Annotated in this window: 16 protein-coding genes and 1 pseudogene; 13 read left to right on the forward strand and 4 right to left on the reverse strand. The window is 46.1% G+C overall.

Translation table 11 applies throughout. From position 1 onward, the window contains the following. The first annotated feature begins 3 nt into the window (after positions 1-3). From ABGV42_RS04490 to ABGV42_RS04520, 7 genes are all read left to right on the forward strand, one after another. A complete protein-coding gene (locus ABGV42_RS04490) occupies positions 4-1,977 on the forward strand; it encodes a YjhG/YagF family D-xylonate dehydratase (protein ID WP_347380570.1) in 1,974 nt (657 codons plus the stop codon). Positions 1,978-2,035: 58 nt separating this feature from the next. Beyond that, a complete protein-coding gene (locus ABGV42_RS04495; protein ID WP_347380571.1) occupies positions 2,036-3,625 on the forward strand; it encodes a glycoside hydrolase family 43 protein in 1,590 nt (529 codons plus the stop codon). A gap of 354 nt (positions 3,626-3,979) precedes the next feature. Further along, a complete protein-coding gene (locus tag ABGV42_RS04500) occupies positions 3,980-5,665 on the forward strand; it encodes a carbohydrate-binding protein (RefSeq protein ID WP_347380572.1) in 1,686 nt (561 codons plus the stop codon). 156 nt (positions 5,666-5,821) lie between these two features. After that, positions 5,822-6,244 (forward strand): DUF3237 family protein, encoded by a 423-nt coding sequence (locus ABGV42_RS04505; protein WP_347380573.1) that lies wholly within the window; start codon positions 5,822-5,824, stop codon positions 6,242-6,244. Positions 6,245-6,697: 453 nt separating this feature from the next. Continuing rightward, the gene (locus ABGV42_RS04510) at positions 6,698-7,102 is read left to right on the forward strand and encodes a RidA family protein (RefSeq protein WP_347380574.1); all 405 of its coding nucleotides are present in this window, start codon (positions 6,698-6,700) and stop codon (positions 7,100-7,102) included. An 18-nt stretch (positions 7,103-7,120) separates the two neighbouring features. Continuing rightward, positions 7,121-8,620, forward strand: coding sequence for a monooxygenase (locus ABGV42_RS04515; protein ID WP_347380575.1), 1,500 nt, complete (start codon positions 7,121-7,123; stop codon positions 8,618-8,620). Between the two features lie 297 nt (positions 8,621-8,917). Then, entirely contained in the window at positions 8,918-9,403 is a 486-nt protein-coding gene (locus ABGV42_RS04520) for a MarR family transcriptional regulator (RefSeq protein ID WP_347380576.1), read from the forward strand. Between the two features lie 146 nt (positions 9,404-9,549). On the opposite strand, the gene map is transcribed toward ABGV42_RS04520, so the two are convergent. Beyond that, positions 9,550-10,296, reverse strand: coding sequence for a type I methionyl aminopeptidase (gene map / locus ABGV42_RS04525; protein ID WP_347380577.1), 747 nt, complete (start codon positions 10,294-10,296; stop codon positions 9,550-9,552). Positions 10,297-10,303: 7 nt separating this feature from the next. Beyond that, entirely contained in the window at positions 10,304-10,888 is a 585-nt protein-coding gene (locus ABGV42_RS04530) for a TetR/AcrR family transcriptional regulator (RefSeq protein WP_347380578.1), read from the reverse strand. A gap of 226 nt (positions 10,889-11,114) precedes the next feature. Here ABGV42_RS04530 and ABGV42_RS04535 point away from each other — a divergent pair, with 226 nt between their 5' ends. The 5 genes and pseudogenes from ABGV42_RS04535 (at position 11,115) to ABGV42_RS04555 (ending at position 19,824) form a co-directional block, all read left to right on the forward strand. Further along, entirely contained in the window at positions 11,115-13,436 is a 2,322-nt protein-coding gene (locus tag ABGV42_RS04535; protein ID WP_347380579.1) for a helix-turn-helix domain-containing protein, read from the forward strand. A gap of 335 nt (positions 13,437-13,771) precedes the next feature. After that, on the forward strand, positions 13,772-14,626 hold the full coding sequence (locus tag ABGV42_RS04540) for an ABC transporter permease (RefSeq protein ID WP_430203747.1): 855 nt from the start codon (positions 13,772-13,774) through the stop codon (positions 14,624-14,626). Between the two features lie 25 nt (positions 14,627-14,651). After that, positions 14,652-15,578, forward strand: a complete 927-nt coding sequence (locus ABGV42_RS04545) for a carbohydrate ABC transporter permease (RefSeq protein ID WP_095357727.1) — start codon at positions 14,652-14,654, stop codon at positions 15,576-15,578. A 34-nt stretch (positions 15,579-15,612) separates the two neighbouring features. Further along, positions 15,613-17,263, forward strand: a pseudogene (locus tag ABGV42_RS04550) (ABC transporter substrate-binding protein). Positions 17,264-17,544: 281 nt separating this feature from the next. Next, on the forward strand, positions 17,545-19,824 hold the full coding sequence (locus ABGV42_RS04555) for a glycoside hydrolase family 95 protein (protein WP_347380581.1): 2,280 nt from the start codon (positions 17,545-17,547) through the stop codon (positions 19,822-19,824). Between the two features lie 188 nt (positions 19,825-20,012). Here the strand turns inward: ABGV42_RS04555 and ABGV42_RS04560 are convergent, their stop codons facing one another. Continuing rightward, on the reverse strand, positions 20,013-21,338 hold the full coding sequence (locus tag ABGV42_RS04560; RefSeq protein WP_347380582.1) for a hypothetical protein: 1,326 nt from the start codon (positions 21,336-21,338) through the stop codon (positions 20,013-20,015). Between the two features lie 247 nt (positions 21,339-21,585). Between ABGV42_RS04560 and ABGV42_RS04565 the strand changes: the two genes are divergently transcribed. Next, positions 21,586-22,044: an NUDIX domain-containing protein gene (locus ABGV42_RS04565; protein WP_347380583.1), complete on the forward strand. Its 459-nt coding sequence runs from the start codon at positions 21,586-21,588 to the stop codon at positions 22,042-22,044. Positions 22,045-22,195: 151 nt separating this feature from the next. On the opposite strand, the gene ABGV42_RS04570 is transcribed toward ABGV42_RS04565, so the two are convergent. Further along, positions 22,196-25,141: a hybrid sensor histidine kinase/response regulator gene (locus ABGV42_RS04570; protein ID WP_347380584.1), complete on the reverse strand. Its 2,946-nt coding sequence runs from the start codon at positions 25,139-25,141 to the stop codon at positions 22,196-22,198. Positions 25,142-25,267 lie beyond the last annotated feature (126 nt).

The following is a 25,267-nucleotide window of genomic DNA, read 5'->3' on the forward strand; positions in this document are numbered from 1 at the left end:
ACCATGTACGAACAGATTATGTCGATTATGGGGGAGAAGGAGTTAAGCAGCTATGATATTATAGCGCATGCTCCAGGGGCAACAGGACGTCTGCCTTTAACCGATGATTTGCTGCGGAATGCTCCAAGCGGCGACTTGTTCGGCATGTCTCAGAATGTCGGAATGGGTTGGAAGCCTGGAGAATTGAACGGAAAACAGTTCCTAATCTTAAGTACGCAGGGCGGTATCCGCAATGAAGATGGCAGTCCCGCAGCTCTTGGCTACCATACGGGACACTGGGAAGTCGGCTTGCTGATGAAAGCTGCCGCAGAAGAAATATCGAGCCACGGAGGAATCCCGTTTGCTGGCTATGTCAGCGACCCTTGCGACGGCAGGTCTCAAGGAACAACCGGCATGTTCGACTCACTGCCGTACCGGAACGATGCCGCGATGGTATTCCGCAGATTGATTCGATCCCTCCCCACGCGAAAAGGCGTGCTTGGCGTTGCAACTTGTGATAAGGGATTGCCCGCCATGATGCTTGCACTTGCAGGTATGCCGCAGCTGCCAGGAGTTATTGTTCCCGGCGGCGTTACGCTTCCGCCTACGGATGGGGAGGATGCAGGTAAAATTCAAACCATTGGCGCAAGGTACGCGAATGGAGAGCTCTCTCTTGAGATGGCATCGGAGCTAGGGTGCCGGGCCTGCGCTACACCGGGCGGCGGCTGTCAGTTTCTAGGGACCGCGGCAACCGCCCAGGTGGTAGCAGAGGCAATGGGCATGACGGTGCCGCATGCCGCTCTGGCACCTTCAGGGCAGCCCATCTGGTTCGAGATGGCGCGCCAATCTTCGCGTGCACTGATCAACATGGAGTCCCAAGGGATCAAGATGGCAGACATTGTTACAGATGCTTCAATTCGCAATGCCATGGCCGTTCATGCCGCATTCGGCGGATCTACCAACCTGCTTCTTCACATCCCGGCTACTGCCCATGCAGCGGGTTTAACTGTGCCAACGGTACAGGACTGGATACAGGTGAACAAGAACGTTCCAAGACTGGTTAGTGCTCTGCCGAACGGACCGATCTTCCATCCAACCATACGGGTTTTTCAGGCCGGAGGTGTTCCTGAGGTCATGCTTCACCTTAGACAGTTTGGCCTGCTGGATGAATCTGTACTCACAGTAACAGGTGCGTCACTGGGTGAAGTGCTGGATTGGTGGGAATCGTCGGAACGTCGTCATCTCATACGCAAGCAATTGGAAGAGAAGGACGGGATTGATCCGGACAGTGTGATCATGAGCTTAGAGCACTCACAGCGTCTTGGGATTTCTTCGACCGTGACCTTTCCAACCGGGAATATCGCGCCAGAAGGCTCTGTCATCAAATCCACATCCATTGATCCTGATGTGCTGGATGAGCATGGCGTGTATCGGCATCGTGGCCGGGCCAAGGTGTTTACAACCGAACGCGAGGCAATCCGTGCCATTAAGACTGGCGGGGTTCTGGCTGGCGACGTTGTTGTACTGCTCGGTCGTGGACCTTCAGGAACCGGGATGGAGGAAACGTATCAGCTTACTTCTGCGCTCAAGCATTTGTCTTTTGGGAAGTATGTTTCGCTCATCACCGATGCCCGCTTCTCGGGAGTTTCAACCGGAGCATGTATTGGCCATGTTGGGCCCGAAGCGCTGGCAGGAGGGCCCATTGGCAAACTCCGGAACGGCGACTTGATTGACATCGTTGTGGATCGGGGCAAGCTGGAGGGCAGCGTGAACTTCATTGGAGAAGGAGATACGGAGTTTTCGCCGGAAGAAGGAGCTATCATTCTGGCTCAAAGGACCTTCCACCCAGATATGCGTCCTGATGAAAATTTGCCGGATGATACCAGGCTGTGGGCTGCGCTGCAAGCTGTCAGCGGCGGAACATGGAGAGGGAATATATATGATGTGGACCGGATCATAACTGTCCTGGAAGCCGGCAAAAAAGCACTGGCATGGTGATGCATTTTTATCATTTGTTGTATCTGCCATTATTTTAATACCGGAGGTTGCTTCTATAATGAATATGATTACCAACCCCATTCTTACCGGTTTCCATCCCGATCCGTCCATATGCAGGGCGGGGGAAGATTATTATATCGCCACTTCCACCTTCGAATGGTTCCCGGGTGTACGAATTCACCATTCCCGGGACCTAGTTCATTGGCGGCCGATAACTTCTCCGCTGACCCGTAGCACTCAGCTGAACATGGAAGGAAACATTAATTCCGGAGGGGTATGGGCGCCATGCCTTAGCTTTGACAACGGCGTATTTTACCTGATCTACACAGATGTCAAAAGTCGTGTAGGGGCTTTCAAAGATACTCACAATTACCTTGTGACCGCAACAGCTATTGAAGGGCCATGGTCCGAACCGGTTTTTCTGAACAGCAGCGGCTTCGATCCTTCCTTGTTTCACGATGAAGATGGTCGCAAGTGGCTGGTTAACATGATCTGGGATCATCGGAAGGGCAAAAATCGGTTTGCAGGCATCGTGTTGCAGGAATACTCTGTTCAGGACCAAAAGCTGATCGGACCTGCCATTAACATTTTTAAGGGAACAGAACTGGGACTGACAGAAGCGCCTCATCTATATAAACACAAAGATTATTATTACTTGATTACGGCTGAAGGCGGTACGGGTTATGAGCATGCCGTTACGGTTGCTCGCTCTCGTTCCCTGCAAGGCCCTTATGAGGTGGACCCTGCTAATCCGATTCTCACTTCATACGGCAGGCCGGATCTAGCTCTGCAAAAGGCCGGTCATGGCAGTCTTGTCGAAACTCACACGGGTGAATGGTATATGGCTCATCTGGTCGGAAGGCCAGTTCATGAGAAATTTTGCATCCTAGGACGTGAGACTGCTCTTCAACCGTGTACGTGGAGCGATGAAGGCTGGCTGAAGCTTTCAAACGGTGGTCGGCATCCGGAGGTTTCGGTGCCTGCACCGAAAATCTCGTCGGTTCCATTTGAACCAGCACCGGAAATGGACCATTTCGATCGATCAGAGCTCCGGAACGATTGGAATACCCTTCGTATCCCACCCGATCCATCTTGGCTCAGCCTGACGGAACGTCCAGGTTACTTGCGCTTGCGCGGGATGGAGTCCATGAGCTCGACACACAGACAAAGCATGGTCGCCCGGAGGCTTCAGGATTTCAGGTGTGAAGCTGAAACGTGCCTGGAATTTGCCCCGGACCATCCACAGCAAATGGCAGGACTAATACTGTACTACGATACCAAAGACTATCTCTATTTACGGGTTACCTATCATGAAGAGAAGGGAATATGCTTGGGAATTCTTCAGTCAAGATACGGAATATACGATGAACTGTTGGAGGATATTCCCTTGAAATCAGTGAGTCGGATTCGGTTGAAGGTTGTGTATGAGTATGACCGTGCCTGCTTTTACTATGCATGTGATGATGACCCATCTTGGTATCCTGCTGGTGGATGGTTGGATGTCACACATCTGTCCGATGAATCTCCGGAATACATCCGGTTTACAGGAACTTATATTGGTGTCTGTGTGCAGGATCTTGGCGGTACCCGCAAGCATGCTGATTTTGATTACTTTTTGTATAAGAATACAAACAACGAAACGACATAAATGGACCGATTCAATGCTGAATTAAGACCTTTGTAGTAAACAGTTGGAGAACTAACCTTGAAGTTGCTAAGTACTTAACAGATGACTCCTGTATTGTTCAGGGGTCATTTTTTTATAGCTTTGACATCTGCCAAGCTGCTTATCTGACTGCTGAATAGCTACTTCGCAATCAAGAAATTACCTATATTTTGTCAGGTTTTAGCTGAATGAATAATATAGTAAGATTTACAAATAAAATCTAGTTTTTGCTTTTGATTTGAAAGGGAGTGGTACGTGAATTTTTATTCGATGCTGGACAAGTTGGTAAATTTGGATACGCTTTCATTTTAAAATAATATGAGGAAGGTGAAGATATTGAAATTTAAGATGAATTTAAAAAAATCAGTTCATGTTCTGTTGGCCTGTTTAACAGCCCTGCCTTTAATGTTAACGCCGACACATGTATCAGCAGCAAGTGATGCCAACATTAATTTGTCTTCCGAAAAGCAGCTTATCAAGGGCTTTGGAGGAATTAACCATCCAGCCTGGATCGGCGATTTGACGGCAGCTCAGCGTGAAACCGCCTTTGGCAACGGAACGAATCAGCTTGGTTTTTCCATTCTAAGAATCTATGTCGACGAAAATAGAAACAACTGGTACAGAGAGGTTGCTACCGCGAAAAGAGCCATTGAGCAAGGTGCCCTCGTATTTGCTTCACCGTGGAATCCTCCAAGTGACATGGTTGAAACCTTCAATCACAACGGGGATACGAACGCCAAACGATTGAGATACGACAAATATGCCGCGTACGCGCAGCATCTGAACGACTTTGTCACTTATATGAAAGATAACGGTGTGGATCTGTATGCCATTTCGGTACAAAATGAGCCGGATTATGCCCATGAATGGACATGGTGGACACCTCAGGAGATTCTTCGTTTCATGAAGGAGAATGCTGGATCCATTCAGAATACCAAAGTCATGGCACCTGAATCGTTCCAGTACTTGAAAAACATGTCTGACCCGATTCTGAATGATCCTCTGGCACTCGCTAATATGGATATTCTGGGAGCGCATACGTATGGAACCCAGTTCAAAGATTTTGCATACCCTCTCTTTAAGCAAAAGGGAGCCGGCAAAGAACTGTGGATGACCGAAGTGTATTACCCGAACAGTGACAACAACTCGTCGGATCGCTGGCCTGAGGCATTGGACGTATCTTACCATATGCATAATGCCATGGTTGAAGGAGATTTCCAGGCTTATGTATGGTGGTACATTCGGAGACAATACGGCCCGATGAACGAGGATGGAAGCATTAGCAAACGTGGATATAATATGGCGCACTTCTCCAAATTCGTGCGACCAGGCTATTACCGAGTCGATGCAACCAAAAATCCGGATACCAATACTTTCGTTTCGGCCTATAAAGGCGATAACAAGGTGGTCATTGTGGCGATTAATCGCGGCACCTCAGCTGTAAACCAAAAATTTGTCCTCCAGAATGGTAACGCTTCCACGGTATCTTCTTGGGTAACGGATAGCAGCCGAAACCTGGCAAGCGGAGCACCGATTATGGTGTCAGGTGGAGCCTTTACAGCACAACTGCCAGCCCAAAGCGTAACAACGTTTGTAGCCAACATTACCGGTAGTAGTGTCACTCCAGGCAGCGGAACCACGTACGAGGCGGAAACGGGTACTACACTTACCGATGCCGCTATCGAGACTCTCTACCCGGGATACACTGGGACCGGATACGTGAACTTTAATGCGTATACAGGTTCGGCCATTCAGTGGAATGCCATCAATAACACGATAACAGGTACCAAAAACGTGAAATTTCGTTACGCCCTGGAAAGCGGAACGCGTAATCTCGACATATTCGTCAACGGAACCAAAGTCATCAGCAACGAACCCTTTGCGGCGACCGGAAGCTGGTCGACTTGGAGTGAAAAAACCATTCAGGTCCCCATGAACGCGGGAACCAATACGATTAAAGTGGTAACAACCGGCACAGAAGGACCGAATGTGGATAACATCAATGTCACTGCAGTCCAATAAGTGCTCCGTTCTTCAAATGTAGACAATAATTAGCCAAGCCCCCGTCCTGCTTTTGAACCGCTAGTCGGTTCCTGGGATGGGGGTTACTCATGATTTAATGGTGTATGACGTAAGAATTTGGGAGTCAGCGAATCATATAAAGAGTAGGTGAATTTCATGGCATGGGAAAAAGTATTCACGGTACATGTTGCGATAGGGGATACTACGGATCTCTCCAATACTAATGATGGCGACTCCGTAGTTATGATTTCTTTTGGTGGCCATGTCACAGGGAAATATTTCGAAGGTGATATTCTTCCTGGAGGTGTAGATACTCAAATTATTGGCCCAAATGGCAGTCGGCATAGCTTATCTGCAAGATACATGCTTCAAGGTAAGGATTATACAGGTGAAGCGTGTAAAATGTATATTGAGAATAATGGGATGTTCGATGAGAAACTGGAGAATGTATTGTTCCGAACTTCTCCTAAAATCATCACGAACAGCCAAGCGCTGTCCTACTTGAACAATGATGAACTAATGGGCGAAGGCATACCTTCGAAAACTGGAATAGATATTCATATCTATAGAAATCTATAAGTTGGATGGGTACGAATCTGGATTTTCGTACATGCCTGTAATCAGTATCACGAAAAGAGGCAGATGCCCACTTCGGTTTTCTCAGCACACTTGCTGTACTCGATATCCCCAGATCAAGCGTTGCAACTCAGGAACTTCTTGGATGGAGGCCCGTGCAACCTACACTGATCGCCGATCTCCAACCTCAAACAGTCTCATTACTTCAGTGACTAATTGAAGTGCTCCCGTCCATTCTGGTCACGGATGCGGGAGCATTTTTCTATTGAAACATAACTTCCCTAATGAACAGAAGGCAAGAAAAGTGAGGAACAGTGCAAGTTAAAGACAAAGAACGAATTCATAATGCGGATTTATTGTTTTTATAGAAACAAATTATATAATTATTATTGTTTTAATTCATTATTGGTGATATTATATTTTTGTTTTACACAAAACAATATATTGGGAGGGCGTATGAAAAGAATAAATCCGAGTACCCTTACGCAAACGGTGACAGATCTCATTTCACAAATCGTCATTATACCCGCTTCACCGTTAGCTTTTATTTCCGGACAAGTTGCGTTAAACGAAAAAGGCGAGTTGATTGGAAAGGGTGACTATCTGCTCCAGGCCAGGCAAGTCTTTGCCAATCTGAAACTAGCTTTGGAGGCAATTGATACTGAAGCGAAGAGTATTGTTCAAATGAGGATTTATGTCGTAAACCATAAGCCCGAATGGATTGATTCAATCTTCCAAGCCGGATTTGAAGTATTCGGCGAGGGATGGCCCAAAACTGCGAGTACCTTTATAGGTGTTCAGGCGCTGGCCTATGAGGAATGGTTGATTGAAGTGGATGCAATGGCATCGATTTCCAACTAAGAGAGGAGATACATGAAAATGAATTATGATGTGATTATTATCGGCGGAGGACCCGTCGGCATGATGTTGGCAGGGGAGCTCGCTTTGGCGGAGGTCAAGGTTTGTATTTTGGAGAAATTAGAAAATACCACCCCTTACTCTAGAGCACTCAGCATCCATCCTCGTACATTAGAAATTCTGGACTTGCGCGGTATAAAAACGGAATTGTTGAAGATTGGTAAACCGCTGCCGACCGGGCATTTTGCAGGCTTGGAAACTCGATTGGACTTTACGGTCATTGACTCTTCATCCAATTATTCATTATTTATCGCCCAATCGGAAACTGAAAAGGTACTGGAGCGGAGAGCCAGAGAGTTAGGTGCAGAGATAAGAAGAGGAACGGAAGTAACGTCCATCTCTCTAAATTTAGAATATGTAGAAGTGACGGTCACTGGAACTGAAGGTGAAATGACATTAACAGCAGCGTACGTGGTTGGTGCAGACGGGGCCGGAAGTATGGTGCGCAAACAGGCGAACATTCCCTTTAACGGAACAGATGCAACACTTACTGCGGTCCAAGGCGATGTTGTATTTAAACGCCCGCCTGCAACGAGTGTCGTTTCCAGCTTTAACGAGAACGGGATGATCATGATCGTTCCTGTGACTAAAGAGTTGCATCGTGTAGTCTTTATCGATCCGGATAGAAAATCTATACCAAAAGACACACCTGTTACACTGGAGGAACTACGCTCGGGAATGCTCCGCATATTAGGGGACGACTACGGGATCTCGAATCCGTACTGGATGACTCGCTTCGGCAATGCTACCCGACAAGCTGACCGTTACAGAGAGGGAAGACTTTTCCTTGCAGGGGATGCTGCTCATATCCATTTCCCTGCGGGAGGCCAAGGCATGAACGTTGGACTGCAAGAGGCCATGAACCTTGGGTGGAAACTGGCTGCGCAAGTGAAAGGGTGGGCACCCGATGGGTTGCTCGATAGTTATCATGAAGAGCGTTTTCCCGTCAATTCAGCATTGCTTCGGAATACACGTGTACAAACCCTGCTATTTGGTACCGATTTTTCATCTACAACGATCCATTTGCGGAGAATGATAGCAGATTTGTTGGAATACCCGGAAGCAAACTACCACTTAGCGAGTCAAATTGCAGCCGTGGATGTTCGCTATGATGTGCTGAACACGGTTTCTGCTCACCCGTTAAATGGTCGCAGGCTTGCAGAGATCAAATTGCGTAAGGGAAACGGCGATCTCTTGAGCAGCTACGAACTTTTCAGGGATGGTAAATATGTATTGTTGAGCCTGGGTAATGATCCGATCGTGGAAAGCATCATTCGCCGTCTGCCCATCCAGCATTTCACATATGTTAGCGCGACGCTGGTGGAACCAGCTATTGACTGGAACAATGTTCATACAGCAATGATTCGACCGGATGGATATATCGCATGGGCTATTTCCGATCAAGAAAGTGAATTGGAACAATGCATTGAGGAAGGAATTAAGAGTATCAGCAAAAAGTAACTTTTTTTACTATTATTGTTTTGAGGGAAACAAAAATATGCCCGGGAGCTTCGGATTCATCACTTTCCGGGCTTTCTCCCCGCCTGTCTTTTGCTGAAAGAAAATTGGAGCGATCCCAATGGGGAGGAGTGATAATTTTTTTCTTTGGGTATTGGGAGGGTCAGTGCATGGGAGTGCTAACGACCATATCCAAGAAATTATGGTCCACGTGTTCTCCGATATAAGCGTATCCAATGTTTTTTGCGAAACAATCATGTATAATAAGGTAAGATATGCGAATAGAGGAGACCAAAGAATATGCAGCAAATGGATCTTTCTAAAGAATGGATTTTTAAAAGCTTTATTCATCTTATGAGTCAACAGGACATAAGGGAAAGCAAGTTGTCCGTCCGAATGAGTGAGGAAATACATAAATTCGAAAAGGAATTTGGTGAAAAGGGGAATTTGACCTTATCGGAGATTCACCTCATCGCATGTATCGGAGATTTCTCACCGATAAATGTCACCTCCATTTCAGAAAAAACCGGATTAACGAAAGGGTCCATCACAAGAATTAGTAAAAAACTTTTAAAACTGGCGTTAATCAAAAGACAGCAGATTAATGACAATAAAAAAGAAGTCTATTATAGTTTAACTTCAAAGGGTCACAAAATTCATGTTATCCATGATCGGATCCATAAAGAAATTGAAGAGCGATTTATGAAGTTTTTGGATAAGTATACTGCTGATGAACTGGTGTTTGCGAGTAGGTTTATCCAGGATCTAACGCAGTGGGATTACTAAAAGGATATCGTAGAGCAACTCAATAACGAGAAACGATTGTCAACTATAGAAAGAAAGCAGCTGATCAATGTGATCGGCTGCTTTTATTCATCTAACGGAGAATGTGAAAAGAAGTCGACCATCTCGTTGTCAGACCTCTATTTGTTCTATTGCAGGGTTAGAATTTGGGGACCTTCAGCCGTGATAGCAATGGTATGTTCGTATTGGGCGGCAAGCTTGTTGTCGATCGTCCGTGCGGTCCAGCCGTCGGGATCAATTGTCAGGGAGTAAGATCCTTCGGTAATCATGGGTTCAATCGTAAATACCATACCTTCCTTGATGCGGTGGCCTTTTCCAGGCTTGCCGACATGCATATAAGTCGGCTCCTCGTGCAGGTCGCGGCCTATGCCATGGGCGAGGAGGTCGCGTACGACCCCGAAGCCGTGTGATTCCGCATGCCGCTGAATCGTGCTTGTCACGTCGCCGAGCCGATTGCCGGGCTGCGCCTGCGCGATCCCGAGGTCAAGACATTCCTTCGTGACCCGCATCAACTTCTTGGCCATTGGCGAGATCTGCCCGACCGCATAGCTCCAGGCAGAATCACCGAGCCAACCATCGAACTCAGCAACCGTGTCAATCGTCACGATATCGCCTTCCTCAAGGGGCTTATTGTTGGGGAAACCATGTGCAATCACATCATTGGCGGAAGCACAGGTCGCATATGGGTAGCCTTTATAGCCTTTCTGGTATGGCTTTGCGCCGTGCTTCAACATAATCTCCTCGAACATGCGATCAATCTCATTAGTCGTAATGCCTGGTTTGATAAGCGGGGCAATTGTACGATGGCATTCAGCCACCACTTGGCATGCCTTGCGGATAGCCTCAATTTCATACTTGCTTTTTAAAATGACCATTTTCGTATCAAGACTCCTTCTTAATAGCTTGCATGGCAAGACGGGCAATTCGATTAACATCAAGGTCGGAATTGCCTGCATAATAGTACAATCCACAGCAGCCCACCAGCACGGCGAGCATATGGTCTATGTGATCATCTTCACACTGGGTGATCGATTGAAGTGGAACGTAAAGCCGTTCCATGAATCGTTTCTTGGCGTGGTAGCGATCCTTCTCAGGCAAGCCTGCATAATGTTCTGCTGCCATTTTGTAGACAAGATATGCACGGGCGTCCGATTGCCATAGCTGGAGCAGCGCTATGCAATAGGTCAATACCTGCTTATCATCCGGGTTGCTTCTGTTGCTGTTCGTCCATTTTTCGATAACTTGTTCGCATTTCTCAAAGCCGCTGCCCAGCACATCTTCTATTAATAAATGCCGGTTGGGGTAATAATGGTACACTGTGCCGTAACCAAGCTTTGCCTCGCGGGCAACGTCACGTATATCAAAGCTGCCGCCCGTGCGAAAATAGGAGCGGGCGGCGACGTCCAGAATCTGTTCTCTGCGCTGTATGCGAATAAGTTCATTTTGTTCTTTGGTACGGGGAGACATTACGTTCACCTCCTTATTTTTTACCTGCAAATTTGTCAATATAAAAATATTAACGCATGGTGCGGAGAAATGCAAAAGGTTTGTTGATGTTCGATTGATTTCGGTATTGGACAGGAATTTAAGGATTTGTACCCCAAAGCCGAAGTTGTACCTTCACCTTGTGCAAATGAAAGGTGTATCATTAACAAAACAGTTTTGTAAACGTTTACGAAAGAAGGGGGTACATATGCAGCGCTTATGGTCCAAATTCTCGCCTTTGTTTCGCAGATTCATGATTTCGTATCTTATTGTTCTCATGATTCCTCAAATTGCCGGATATGCCTCCTATCGAACATCCATTGAAGCAGCGAGGACCAGCTCGATTGAGAACAGCCTCAAATCGCTCAACCTGAGCAAGGAAATTATTGAACGAAATCTGATGCTGGTTGAGGATTTCACGAGACAACTGGCCATTAACCAGGATTTAAACCGTTTAATAGCTGATCCCAAGCCGCATGACGTTAATAATGTCTATGGTTTGAGCCGCATGCAGCGCAGCCTGTCCATGTACAGCAGTACGAATGATTATTTGTCTCATTTTTTCATCTATATCCCCAACTACAATGTCATTATTACGCCTACGACGGTTTACTACCGACCTGAACATTATTTTGCTGCCAACCGCGTGGAAGGCGTCACGTTTGCAGAGTGGAAAGAGAACGTATTAAAAAAGCCGCATTTAAATGAAATCATTCCCCTACAAAATTATAAGAAGGAGATTCGAAGTGATGTGTTTGTGAATGCTCCAGCCATCACGTTTCTTCAGTCGCTTCCTTTAAACAGCTTCAACAAACCGCAGGCTACCATTGGCGTCATGATTGATGAGAATCAGATGGCGAGTTTGACTCAACCTATTGTGGAGCAATATGGGGGGTGGACATTGGTGACAGATTCGGGTGGAGATATTATTTTTTCGCGTGGTATAGATGAAGCCGAGGCGGAAAACTTGAAAGGTATGCCTGCTAACAAGAACGATGAAGTGATGCCAATGGACGACGGGCGGCTACTTATTTCCATTCACTCCAATCAAAACGGCTGGAATTACATGGCTGGCATCCCCGAAGGTGCGCTTATGGTAAAAGCCGATCAGATCAAGCAGGTTACCTTTACCTTTACGCTAGCAACACTTGGTATTGGATTATTGATTGGGCTAATGCTGGCTTACCGACACAGCGCACCGATTCACCGGCTTCTGTCGGTCTTCCGGGAACAGGATATAGGGCTGCCTGGAAAGACAAGCAACGAATATGATTTTTTGGCAAGCAATATCACTAGCCTAATTACCAATAACCATGTACTTAAGAATGCATTAAATGAACAGATTCCCATGTTACGGGATGGATTCATCAAACGTCTGCTGACAGGTGAGTTTTACACCATCCCCGAATTGGAGGCGCTCTCTTCCCAGACCGATATACCTCTTCATACGAGCCGAGGGGTTGTAGGGATTGTGAAGGTAGACGGTTATGGAAGTCCCGATAGCGAAGAAATTATTCAAGAACTAAGCGTCGCGAGGCTTATCGTGCGTGAAGCCTTGACGACATGGAATTCAGAGATCTTGATAACAGACTGGGGAACAGATCAGATTGCTTTTGTACAACCGCTTAGCGTAGAACCTTCGGATATATCCTTGCACACAACGGTATCCGAACTGAGCAAACGGATGAATGCAGTTTACCGGGAATACCGGGTATCGACCACTGTTGGAATTGGGTCTTCTTATGAGGTGTGGAATGATGTTGGCCGTTCGTTTAACGAGGCCAGACAAGCATTGGAATATGCCATTCATATGGGAACAGAGCATCTGGTGAGATTCGAGGACACCGTCAAGGAAACCGAATTGTATTACTATCCGATGGAGTCCGAACAGCGTCTGCTCAATACGCTGAAGGCGGGTGAAATGGAAGAATCGGATCGGGTTCTGGATCAGTTGTTCCACCGCAATTTTACTGAGCGAGAGCTGTCTTATGACATGACACAGCAGTTCGTTGTGGAATTGAAGGGAACATTTCTGAAGCTGGAACCCAAGATCATGCTGGACGAAGAACTTGTCGATGAGTTTAAGAATCGGATTGCGGCTATTCAGGTAACGGACAGTGTTACCGTACTCCGGGACAAGTTTCATCAACTGGCGAAAGACGTCTGCCTGGACATACAACGCAAAAAATCCAATATGCATGCTGAAATTATCAACGAAACGATGGCTTACATTCAGGAACGCTATGCCGATGCAACCTTAACGGTATATCGCATTGCAGAACAAATGGGTAAACCGGAAAAATATATCTCGCAGTTATTCAAAGAGTATACCGGAGAGAACCTTTCCGACTATGTGGAGAAGGTACGAATTAACAAAGCTGCTGAACTGCTGCGTGAGACTGAACGGACGATCGATGAGATTGCCCTGACCACCGGATACAACAGCGCACATTCGTTCCGAAGAGCCTTCAAGCGAGTCCGTGGGATTTTGCCTAGTTCATTTCGCCAGATGGAGAACGAAATGGAATGAAGCTGGCACAATCATGATTATCAATCCAAGCAGAAACATCAAAAAAATCATTGCGAAATTAAAGCCATATCAGGCTTCTCGGCCTTGTTGTCCTTGATTCGTACCTCAACGAGTAAAGTGTACCTTTACGTGACTGAGGGAGCCCTCTTATGATTACGAACAAGAAAGCGCTATCAATAAAAAGAGGGCCTTATTCATATAGGCTACCTCCTGGGGGGATGACTCTGAGAACAACAATCTCGAATGGCAAAACGGTAGTAAAACAAGGCAGGCGGTCTGCAGTGAAACTGGCCTTGTCCAGAAGCTGGAGGAGGCACTGGCAGCTCTATCTGTTGATGATTCCTCCCGTCGCGTACTTCATTATTTTCAAGTATGTGCCTATGGTTAATGCAGTGCTCGCTTTCAAGGATTACAACGTAATAAAGGGGATCTGGGGAAGTCCGTGGGTGGGCACCAAATATTTTGAGCTGCTTTTCCAAAACCCGGCGTTCGCTACCCTGATCAAAAACACACTGTATATTTCCTTTTACAGTTTGGTCGTGGGTTTTCCAGTCCCGATACTTCTAGCACTGGCGTTGAACGAAGTCAAGAACGCCAAATTCAAAAAAACGGTACAGATGGTTACTTATGCACCTTACTTTATTTCAACCGTTGTTATGGTATCCATCATCATGCTTTTCCTATCGCCGCGGCTGGGCATTGTGAACACAATCGCAGGAACGCTTGGTTTTGAAGCGGTCAATTTCCTTGGAGAGCCTGGGCTGTTTCGTTCCATCTATGTATTTTCAGATGTCTGGCAGAGCATGGGATATTCCGCAGTCATCTATTTGGCAGCACTTGCAGGTATTGATCCTTCGTTGTACGAGGCAGCCAAGGTTGATGGAGCTAACCGGTTTCAGAAAATGGTGAATATCGATCTGCCCGGCCTGCTGCCGGCGGCAGTCATTATCCTGATTCTGAGCGTTGGCAATATCATGGCCGTCGGATTTGAAAAAATTTATTTGCTGCAAAATCCGTTGAACTTATCGGCTTCCGAGATTATCTCCACCTATGTGTACAAAATGGGTTTACTGAATGCCAATTACAGCTTTGCTACCGCAGTTGGCCTCTTTAATTCGCTTATTAACCTGGTTCTATTGTTAACAGTCAATGCTGCCGCCAAGCGTCTGTCCAATACAAGCTTGTGGTAATGCGGATAAGGAAGGGGGGAATCAGATGAGCAAGTTGCAGTCCCAAGCCGGTTCAGCGGTTAGTCAGAGGAGTACCATCAGAGAATCTTTTGGGGACCGGGTGTTTATAGCCATCATCTACCTCATTCTGACGGTTGTCTTGATTGCAGTACTCTATCCACTGATCTATATCGTAAGCTCTTCTCTGAGCAGCCCGGCAGCAGTTACATCCGGAAAAGTCTGGCTGTGGCCTGTTGATATGACACTCGACGGCTATAAGTCTGTATTGCGCAACGATCAGGTTATCATGGGTTACGCCAATTCGTTATTTTACACCACAATAGGAACAATCATTAGTGTAGCGCTGACCATTATGATTGCTTATCCGCTTTCCAAAAAGACCTTTGTTGGGCGCAGCCCACTCATGATGTTTATTACATTCACCATGCTATTTTCCGGCGGATTAATTCCAACTTACCTCGTGGTCAAATCCATGGGACTGATCGATACTCGCTGGGCTCTGCTAATTCCAAATGCCATTTGGGTGTGGCAGGTGATTATCGCGCGTACTTTTTTTCAAAATTCCATCCCGGAAGAGCTGTCCGAGGCAGCCGATATTGACGGATGCAGTGATATCCGTTTCATTTTCAGCGTCATTCTGCCTCTAGCCAAACCCATCGTCGCTGTTTTGTCATTGATGTATGCCGTTGGGCAGTGGAATGCGTATTTTGATGCCCTGATTTATTTAAAAACGCAATCGCTCTATCCGCTTCAGTTGATTCTCCGCAGCATTCTGATTCTGAGTAACAGCACGGGGAATATGGATGTGGGAGAGATGGTGAAGCAGCAGCAAATGGCCGAGTTGATGAAGTTCTCACTTATTGTTATGGCCAGTTTGCCGGTACTCGTCATTTATCCGTTTGTGCAGCGATATTTCGTTCAGGGCATGTTGATTGGCTCCGTCAAGGGCTAGTTCGCTACATTCATTCGTAAGGGAGAGGGTCTATTTGAGAAAAACAGGGTCATTTGTACTTGCTTGTATACTGCTTCTGTCTGTGGCACTGGCGGGATGTTCATCCTCCAATCCGGGCAGCGGAGAAGAGGGGAGCGACCCTTCATCCGGGGACAACGTAACCATTAATGTGTTTGCCCATCAAAGTTCGGATACCAACCTTCAAACGAACAAGTTTACGAAGAAGATGGAAGAGAAGTTTAACGTGAAGATAAACTGGACGACGGTTCCTTTCGACGGCGCGGCTGAAAAAAGACAAATATCATTGGCTTCGGGGGACTACCCGGATCTGTATTTGCTCATTCCATGGGTGGACCGTTTTTCTCAAACGGACTTGTTGAAATTTGGTCAGCAAGGAGTCATTGTGCCGCTCAATGATCTAATTGAGCAATACGCACCGAATATCAAAAAGGTACTGGACAGCAGTGAATATTATAAAGCAATGAACACTGCACCCGACGGTAATATTTACGGTCTGACGGGCTTGAATGAATGTTTCCACTGCTCATATCCGAACAAAATGTGGATGAATACGAAATGGCTAGAGCAGCTGGGCTTATCCGAGCCTACAACGACGGAAGAATTTAAGGAAGTGCTAAAAGCATTCAAAACCAAGGACCCGAACGGCAACGGTAAAGCGGATGAAGTTCCGCTGAGCGGTTCCATTGAAAATTTCGGCGTGCACATCATTCCCTATTTGATGAACGGGTTTATCTACGACGATGACAGAACGTATCTCATTGCAAAGGATGGCCGGGTTGATACGGTTGCGAACAAACCGGAGTGGAAGGAAGGACTGGCCTATATCAAGTCGCTGTATGATGAAGGTTTGATTGACCCCGGTGCGTTCACTCAGAATGTGGGGGCCTTTAAAAAAATCGGAGATAATGCGGATGCGCAGCTACTTGGCGCAGGTGCAGCCATGCACCCATCTCTTTTTGTTAATACAGCCGAGGGTGCTCCATATGGGAAGGATTATAATCCGATTCCTCCTTTGAAAGGGCCGCATGCCAATTATGCGACCTATAACTATCCTATTGACCCTGGAGCATCGTTTGTCCTTACAAACAAAGCAAGTGAAGAGACACAGATTGCAGCCATAAAAATGCTGGATTATCTCTACACACAAGAAGGAGCCATGAGTGCATATTTGGGTGAGGAAGGCACCAGCTGGCGGAAGCCGGAGGGAAGGAGACGTGGCCCTTAATGATCAGGTAGAGCCACTCTACAAAGCCATTCCCCTCCCCACAGGTGAGGAGCCTCGTAATGACAGCTGGGGTGCGCTGAGTCAGTATAATCACCACAGAGCATACCGCGATGCCGAAGTACAAGGTAAGGACATCTATGCAGGTGACGGTTATGAGCGCCGACTTTATGAGGCAACACTCTTGATGGAAGGCAAAGAACCCGAGGAAGTTTTTCCGCATTGGGCACTATGGGTGGACCCGGCAAATGCGGACGAAACAAGCATGATGCAGACGAACCTCAAGGATTATATTGACCAGAATGCCCTGCAATTCATCACAGGAGCAAAGAGTCTGGAAAAGGATTGGGATGATTATGTGAAAGGGCTGGAAGGCCTCAACATCAAGCGTTATCTGGAAATTATGCAGGCAGCGTATGATTCTTCATCCATTTCCAAGTAGGGAGAATGGGTAGGTATATACCAATCCTGGGCGACAAATCATCTATTATTATCAAACACGGGCCGGTTCGCATTCTTGCGAATCAGGTCCGTAATCTTTTATTGCAGGAAGCCAATCTCATTGATGTTTATCGAAGAAAATCTCCCAATACATGATCTTCTCGATTCTCATATCATGAAAGAGTATGGATCTGCATGAATACGTTATTTTTATTCTTTGTTGGGATGTTATTATGTGATTAATCTCTTATCATTCATTGAAATTCATAGTGGAGGTTCAGAATGAAAGAATCTAATCGGAACAATCATCGCATGTGGTACAGCAAACCGGCAGAGATATGGAACGAGGCCTTGCCAATCGGGAACGGTCGGCTTGGGGCAATGATATTTGGAGGCGTAGCGGAGGAGCGTTTGAAGTTAAATGAAGACTCGATGTGGTATGGGGGCCCTCGGGATCGGAATAACGATGATGCACTGCCCAATCTGCCCCATATCCGCAAGTTAATCATGGAAGGGAAACTTCGGGAGGCTGAAGAGTTGGCCAGCATGACGATGGCCGGGCTTCCTGAAGCCCAGAGACATTATGTGCCACTTGGTGAGCTGCAGTTATCATTCGGCAATCATGATGGTCCTGTTGAAGATTATGTACGTGAGCTGGATTTGAACCGGGGCATCTCCCGGGTTAGCTATCAGGTTAATGGTATCCGTTATACTCGTGAGCTGTTTGCCAGCCATCCGGATCAAGCCATTATCATCCGAATCTCAACAGACAAGAAGAATGCCTTGTCTATGAAAGCCCGTTTTAATCGACAGAATTGGAGATACCTGGAGAAAACCAAGAAGTGGGAGCAAAGCGGACTCATTATGCTTGGTGATTGCGGTGGTACAGACGGCAGCTCCTTCGCAGCTGTGTTGAAAGCGATACCAGATGGAGGTGCCTGTCAGCTCCTTGGCGAGTATTTGCTGGTGAAGGAGGCGAGCTCGGTCACACTGCTGCTTGCTGCGGAAACGACTTTCCGCCAGGAAGATCCGGAATTATACTCTAAACTTCGTATAGACGAGCTCAGTCGGATTCCTTATGAAACACTGCATGTACGGCATACATCGGATTATCATGAACTGTACAGCAGGGTTTCATTGAACCTGTCCAAACGTTCTGATCGTCATGATGGTCCGACGGATGAGAGATTAAAACAGTTCCAAAGGGGAGAAGAAGATCCCGAATTGATCGAAACCTATTTTCAGTTTGGTCGTTATCTGCTGATTTCCTCAAGCCGGCCAGGTTCCTTGCCTGCTAATCTTCAAGGCATATGGAATGACAGTTTCACTCCGCCTTGGGACAGCAAATTTACGATCAACATTAATGCCCAAATGAACTACTGGCTCGCCGAAAACTGCAATCTAGCCGAGTGCCATGAGCCATTGTTCGATCTGATTGAGCGAATGCGGGAGCCTGGCCGAATTACGGCACGAAAGATGTATGACTGCGGCGGGTTTACCGCACATCATAATACGGATATTTGGGCAGACACAGCCCCTCAGGATACCTACCTGCCCGCTTCCTTCTGGCCGCTGGGTGCTGCTTGGTTATGCCTGCACTTATGGGAGCATTATCGATATAGTCAGAATCTCATTTTTCTGGAAGAAGCATACGAAACGATGAAGGAATCTGCGCAGTTTCTCCTTGATTATCTAATTGAGGATGCAGATGGCCGTCTGATTACCTGTCCATCCGTCTCTCCAGAGAATAGCTACAAGCTGCCAAATGGTGAGGTAGGGGTTCTATGTGCAGGCGCTTCGATGGATTTTCAGATCATTGAAGCTCTATTCACTGCATGCATTCAAAGTGCAGAGTTGATCGGAAGGGACCATACCTTTAGGGAAGAACTTGCTGCTGTTCTGACGCGAATTCCGAAGACTCAAATCGGCAAACACGGCCAAATCCAGGAATGGATGGAGGATTACGAAGAAGTGGAACCGGGGCACCGGCACATCTCGCATCTATTTGGTTTGTACCCTGGAGAAAGCTTCACTCCAGAACACACGCCGGAACTCGCAAAGGCTGCACGTACAACGCTCGAACGTAGATTGGACAATGGGGGTGGACACACCGGATGGAGCCGGGCCTGGATCATTCACTTCTGGGCAAGACTACAGGATGGGCAGAAGGCTTATGAAAATGTAAGAGCTCTCCTGGAGCACTCCACGTTGCCCAATCTTTTTGACAATCATCCTCCGTTTCAGATTGACGGCAACTTCGGGGGATCATCTGGAATTGCTGAGATGTTAATGCAAAGCCACACCGATGTGATACGGCTTCTACCTGCCTTACCAGACAATTGGTGTGACGGGAGTGTGGAGGGGCTCAGGGCCCGTGGCGGATATACCATTGGATTTTCCTGGGCGAAATCAGAAATTACTGAAGTCACCGTAAAAAGTTCAATTGCTGGACTTTGTCAGTTGGAAGGTCCTGGCCTTAAGCCGATTTCTTTCAACGCAGAAGCTGGCGGAACGTATACGTTTACACCGACATCGTCTGAAATGTTGTCACAAACCCAATGATCGGATTAATAAATCGATCTGCTTCGGTAGAAGCAGAATATCCAGCTCATTGTGCTACGGATGAACGGTAAGCGTGATCTGTAGAAAGAGCCAGAATGTGTTACTGAGAAATTTAATCTAATGTGACAGCAAAACAAAAAAACGAGGCAGTCCACAGCGATGGTATTCGCGGGGCTGCCTCTTTTGGCTTACAGTTTGTAGTCAATGCCTTCGCCAGCGCCTGTGCGGGCGTTAATGTATACGTGAGTAACGCCTTCGATCCCGGTGACGGGAAATGCATAGACGAGTTTGTCGTTGTGGAGCTTCAGTTTTGGCTTACCCGAGACGTTTACGTATGGGCCAAGCTTCGCAGAGGCTTGCTCCGCTGTCAGCTTCGGGTGAAGGGGGAAGTTTTTATTATAATGGGAAAAATAATTAGACGCATCAAAGCTTATCAACGCACCTGTACGACGATCAAATCGCCATACGACTTTCATCTGCGGAATGGAGATTTGCTCCCGGACTGGAATATAGACGAGATAAATGGAAGTTTCTTTTATCTCTTTTGCTGTTAATGTCAGACGTTCGTCAGACCAGCGAGTCATCCAGGCGTCCGCAACTTCGATAAACTGCTTTAAGTCCATATTTTGCTCTACAGCAGCATCTTTGGAGATCGAGCCCTTGCGTCTCACTTGGAGCACGTGTCCGCTTTTACTTAGCTTGACGGTATAGGAACTGGTTGATTTTCCATCAGTGTCCGATAACCGGAAATCCATGAATTCTCCGAACTCGGAGCTGCTCCCGCCAGAGGCCATGTGGACGATTTGCTTACCTGCCCCTTTATTCCAAGCCTCCCCCATGAAAATTTTCGCTTTGGCCGCAAGCTCCGTAGCCGTATACGTGGTTTCACCGGCGAAAACGGTTCCTGGCTTCAGAGGTATGTAAGGATTCTGGTTGTACCGGAATTCATTATAGGCTTTATTGCCGGACGTGAAGACCGGGTCGAGCTCAGACAAGGCCTCTTCCATTTCGGTCGAAATCTGTTGTATATCTGAATAAGAGGAATCAAAAGCTTTCTTTCTCATCTGCTCGAGATACGGTAGAGCGGTCCTCGCGAACGTTCTCAAGCGCTGAATTTGTTCTAATTGATCCGGGGTGAGCGACATTCCCTTCTCACTGGCGGGATAGGCCAAGTAGTGGCTGCCTTCCGTGATGAACCACTCATACGAGGACGAAGATTGAAAGTTCATGGTAAGGGATCCGATCCTTATATATTCCGAGATAATATTGGCATGTTCAATCGCAGATTGAAGTGCTGCTTGCCGATCTGCAATTGTAGATGCCGCAAGAGATTCCGCAAGCGCATAATCAAAATCGCGCAGGTAGATTGATTGTATATTCGCCCAGTATTGCGTACTGCGCTGTTGCTGCTGCTCCCATTGTCGATTATTCTGATGCTCCGTGTAACTGAAATATGCCCCTGCTAATGTCGTCACGCAAAGCAGACCAATGATGGATTTGGTGCGAACGTTCATGTTTATTAAAACTCCTGTCTATGTCTTCATAAATGCTTATCCACTGTAACAAAGATGTGAGCACTGTTTAATGAGTAAATATTACCAATACAAATTGCCTCGCCCGTTGACTAAATCTGTACGCTAATATTGACGAAAAATACATTAGAGGTGTTCAGAATATGTTGAGACTGGTATGCTAACTTAGTTTTAAGCGCAACTGAACCTGAGGATAAAATCAATAGGAATATAGGGGATAGTAGATAAGATGGAGAGAAGGATAAGAAATTCCGTAAAGGCCTTAATTATTGAAGACAGAAAAATGTTGGCAATTAAGATAGACGATGATGGCGATGCTTTTTATATACTGCCTGGTGGAAGCCAAAGTGCGGGGGAGACATTAACGGAAGCCGTAAAGCGTGAAGTCGCAGAAGAAATCGGAGTAGAGATCATTCCTAATTCATTGGAATTTGTCATTGAAGGCGTATATGGCGAGGCGTTTCACCGTGTGGATTTTGTGTTTTTATGTGAATATAAAGGATTAACGGACCATTTACTTTTCCAAGATGACGAACATCAAGTCCGTTATGAATGGCTTGATATCGATAACCTGATCAGACAACCATTGTATCCTTCCAAATTGCGAAAGCAAATTCAGCAGTTATTCAATGGAGAAAAAACCGAGATGTACTTAGGAAATGAGGAACCAGGTAATCCTAGTATGTAAACTGAGATTATCGTATCTAACATGGTTCATTTATAAGAAAAGCATCCAATGGCGCCATTCGGCGAGCGATATCGTAAAAGGCAAGCTTTTGGCTTGAAATTAATAAAGGAAGGAGCAGCATGAAATCATGCTCGCTCCTTCTTTTTGTATGCTATGGGTTCGGTACGAAGAAGGAAACCGTAGTTCCTTCACCAGGTTTACTTTGAATCGTTAAGCCTTGTCCATACATTTTTTTGAGCCGTCGATCGGTATTCGTTAATCCCACACCAGAGGTTCCCGCTTTTTTATTACTATCTAATAGGGAGGACAGCTTGGTCTCATCCATACCCACTCCGTTATCATGTATGATGAATTGGATGTAATCCGCTTCTTTTGTAGCAGATAGAGTTAGCTTTCCTCCACTGGTACGGTTCAATATTCCGTGCCGGATGGCATTTTCTACGATAGGTTGAATCGTAAGTGGAGGAAGTTTAGCCTCCAACGGATCAGGCAGATTCCACTCTATTTCCAATCGCTCTCCAAATCGTTCCTTTTCGATATATAAGTAAGCTCGCAGTAAATCAAGCTCATGGGACAGAGGAACCTGGCGCTCTAAGTTCCTTGAATTAAAGCTCCCCTTCAAGTAATCACCGAATGCCTCGAGCAGCGTGATCATGCGGTCTGGATCTAACAGACTAAGCGAAGCAATGGAATTGATTGTATTAAACAAAAAGTGAGGCTGAATCTGAGCTTGGAGCCATGCAGCTTCCATACGTAATTGCTCGTCAACAGACTGTTTAAAATGGATTAAAGCGCGAATTCTTGACTGAAGCTCTAACATATCAACCGGTTTTGTTAAATAATCATTAGCACCCGCAAGAAACCCGGTATGAATATCTTCTGGTCTGATTCTAGCCGTTAATAGCAGTATAGGGAGCTCGAAAATCGTAAACTTCTTTCGTATCATTTCAGTCAGGGTATATCCGGACATTTCCGGCATCATCACATCGGTTACGATCAGATCCCACTGTTGTTTATGGTTAATTTGTCTAAGGGCCTCTTCAGCACTATTTACAGCGGTAACCTCATAGTTGTCCAGCTCCAGCAATGATTTTATAACCTTCAGATTGATGGCATCGTCATCCACGATAAGAATAGACCCCTTGATATGATCCACCTTGTATCTATTCTCTGAAGAAACAGCTGCTTCCATCGCTGCATTCATCACGTCGGATCCCAGGTGATTGAAATGAGACTCTAATTCTTCACCGTTCTGTACACCCTTAAGAGCCGGTACGGCGTCTGCCAGAGGTAAGGAAAATGTGAAGACAGATCCTTGACCAATTTTAGACGTCAGCTCCAGTGTTCCGCCATGAAGTTCTACTAAATTTTTGCTTATGCTGAGTCCCAGACCTAAGCCGCTGCCTGGAGAAGTTATGCTGGAATCCACTTGTTCATACGGGGAGAATATGCGCTGCTGCAGTTCTTCGTCAATTCCAATACCCGTATCTATAATATGAACATAAACAGCTTCATTCAGGATCTCCGCACGAAGAGAAACACAGCCTTCCTTGGTATATTTCAATGCATTGTGAACTAAGTTGAACATTATTTGGGTAAGTCGGTTTTCGTCAGCTGCGACGTTAGGTAATGTATCAGGAATCTCGTTCTGCAGCTTCACGTTCTTATCTACCGTCATATAGTTCAGCATATGGACTACTCCCTTGGCCACTGCCGGTAGAGAGACACTTGTTGGTTCTAGCGTAACCCGGCTATCCTTCAGTAGGGTAATATCAATCAAGTCATCGAGCAGACGTGACATGCGTTGTCCAACTTTGGTAATTAGCATCAAATCTTCTTGATCAGATGTATCGAGCTTACTGCCCCTCCGAATGATGATGGATTGAGACATATTAATGATTGCATGGAGAGGATTACGAAGCTCGTGCGACGTATTCGCGAGAAATTCATCTTTTTGTTTGTCCACTTTCTTGAGCGCTTCCGCTTGTTTCTCCGCACGTATTGCTGTTTTGGTGAAACGTACAAACCAAAAGGATGCAAACACAACAAAGGCTACAATCAGGTCGATCGGGTAATAGGGCAGGTCTTTATCAAACCATGACTTGAACAATCCGCTAAATAACATATTGAACGATACGGCAATACCGGCAAGTAATATTGAAGTGGCTGCTTCTTGACCTGTCCTCACAGCCTGTCTTGAAATAATCGGTACTAATAAGATGGCCGTGATCATGAAAATACCCAGAATCTTGGAGGTATAATCCAGCCAACTGATCGGAAAGAGAAGTGTACTGGATACATATGAGTAAAAGAATATAGAAAAAATAAAAATCAGTTTCTTAAAACTATGTACGCCAAGCAGGTGCTTTGTACATAACACCAGACAATAACAAAGGGCGGAGTAACCAACAATTCTCATACGTACTGCCCATTCAAAATTGATCGGGAGCCACTGAAGCATCATTTTGTCATCGTCTATTAACGTAACAATCAGGGCAAACAAAATAATTCCGGCAAAATAAAGAAGCTCTTTCTGTCGCTGCCCTACGAAAAGAAGAATAACGATATATAGCATATGAAGCAGCAGAATAATACCGACGAGCAACTGCATATTTTCGCTGAAGTGTACTTCATTCAGGACAGCAGATGGAGTACCAAATTTAATGGATTGAATAATGCCACCTTTATTATGATAGTGAAAATTACTGACATGAATGACAATATCCATGGTGGACTGCTCCACTGTAAAGTTACCTGTATAGGGTACAACCTTGGAGATCGTTCCAATCGGGTTGTCATCAGGATGACCTGATTCGTATAAAAGGCTTCCATTAACATATAAGCGATAAGCAGTCTTGATTTCAGGAATATGAATGCCATAAGACGCATTAGATGTAGGCAAAAGTAAGCGAAGCCGATAAGTTCCGAAATTGGATTCTGGACTCGTATCGTTAAAAGTACCGGGAACCTCTGTCAAATTAGCAGAATGTGTTGTATCCCTAAAGGATGTGCTTGGATGAATGAAGGTACCCGGGGTAAAGTTCCATTGCCCGTTCAGTGTGATCGTCTGTTGATCAGTAAATTTCCAGTGGGACAAATCAAGTTCTCCCTGGGCTGCATGTGGCTGATTAGGAGGGGAGAACTCCGTATACCAGAAAAACCTTACTCCAATTAAAGCTGCTAAGTAAATGAGGATGAGCCAAGCCATCCTGTGTCTGGATAT

It is taken from the genome of Paenibacillus pabuli (genome assembly GCF_039831995.1).
Classification (GTDB): Bacteria; Bacillota; Bacilli; order Paenibacillales; family Paenibacillaceae; genus Paenibacillus; species Paenibacillus pabuli_C.

What these genes read in the sequence shown, in the direction of transcription:
- ABGV42_RS04490 (WP_347380570.1), top strand. Translation starts at nt 4, where the DNA reads ATGTACGAACAGATTATGTCGATTATGGGGGAGAAGGAGTTAAGCAGC.
- ABGV42_RS04495 (WP_347380571.1), top strand. Translation starts at nt 2,036, where the DNA reads ATGAATATGATTACCAACCCCATTCTTACCGGTTTCCATCCCGATCCG.
- ABGV42_RS04505 (WP_347380573.1), top strand. Translation starts at nt 5,822, where the DNA reads ATGGCATGGGAAAAAGTATTCACGGTACATGTTGCGATAGGGGATACT.
- ABGV42_RS04510 (WP_347380574.1), top strand. Translation starts at nt 6,698, where the DNA reads ATGAAAAGAATAAATCCGAGTACCCTTACGCAAACGGTGACAGATCTC.
- ABGV42_RS04515 (WP_347380575.1), top strand. Translation starts at nt 7,121, where the DNA reads ATGAATTATGATGTGATTATTATCGGCGGAGGACCCGTCGGCATGATG.
- ABGV42_RS04520 (WP_347380576.1), top strand. Translation starts at nt 8,918, where the DNA reads ATGCAGCAAATGGATCTTTCTAAAGAATGGATTTTTAAAAGCTTTATT.
- map (WP_347380577.1), bottom strand. Translation starts at nt 10,296, where the DNA reads ATGGTCATTTTAAAAAGCAAGTATGAAATTGAGGCTATCCGCAAGGCA.
- ABGV42_RS04530 (WP_347380578.1), bottom strand. Translation starts at nt 10,888, where the DNA reads ATGTCTCCCCGTACCAAAGAACAAAATGAACTTATTCGCATACAGCGC.
- ABGV42_RS04535 (WP_347380579.1), top strand. Translation starts at nt 11,115, where the DNA reads ATGCAGCGCTTATGGTCCAAATTCTCGCCTTTGTTTCGCAGATTCATG.
- ABGV42_RS04540 (WP_430203747.1), top strand. Translation starts at nt 13,772, where the DNA reads ATGATTCCTCCCGTCGCGTACTTCATTATTTTCAAGTATGTGCCTATG.
- ABGV42_RS04545 (WP_095357727.1), top strand. Translation starts at nt 14,652, where the DNA reads ATGAGCAAGTTGCAGTCCCAAGCCGGTTCAGCGGTTAGTCAGAGGAGT.
- ABGV42_RS04555 (WP_347380581.1), top strand. Translation starts at nt 17,545, where the DNA reads ATGAAAGAATCTAATCGGAACAATCATCGCATGTGGTACAGCAAACCG.
- ABGV42_RS04560 (WP_347380582.1), bottom strand. Translation starts at nt 21,338, where the DNA reads ATGAACGTTCGCACCAAATCCATCATTGGTCTGCTTTGCGTGACGACA.
- ABGV42_RS04565 (WP_347380583.1), top strand. Translation starts at nt 21,586, where the DNA reads ATGGAGAGAAGGATAAGAAATTCCGTAAAGGCCTTAATTATTGAAGAC.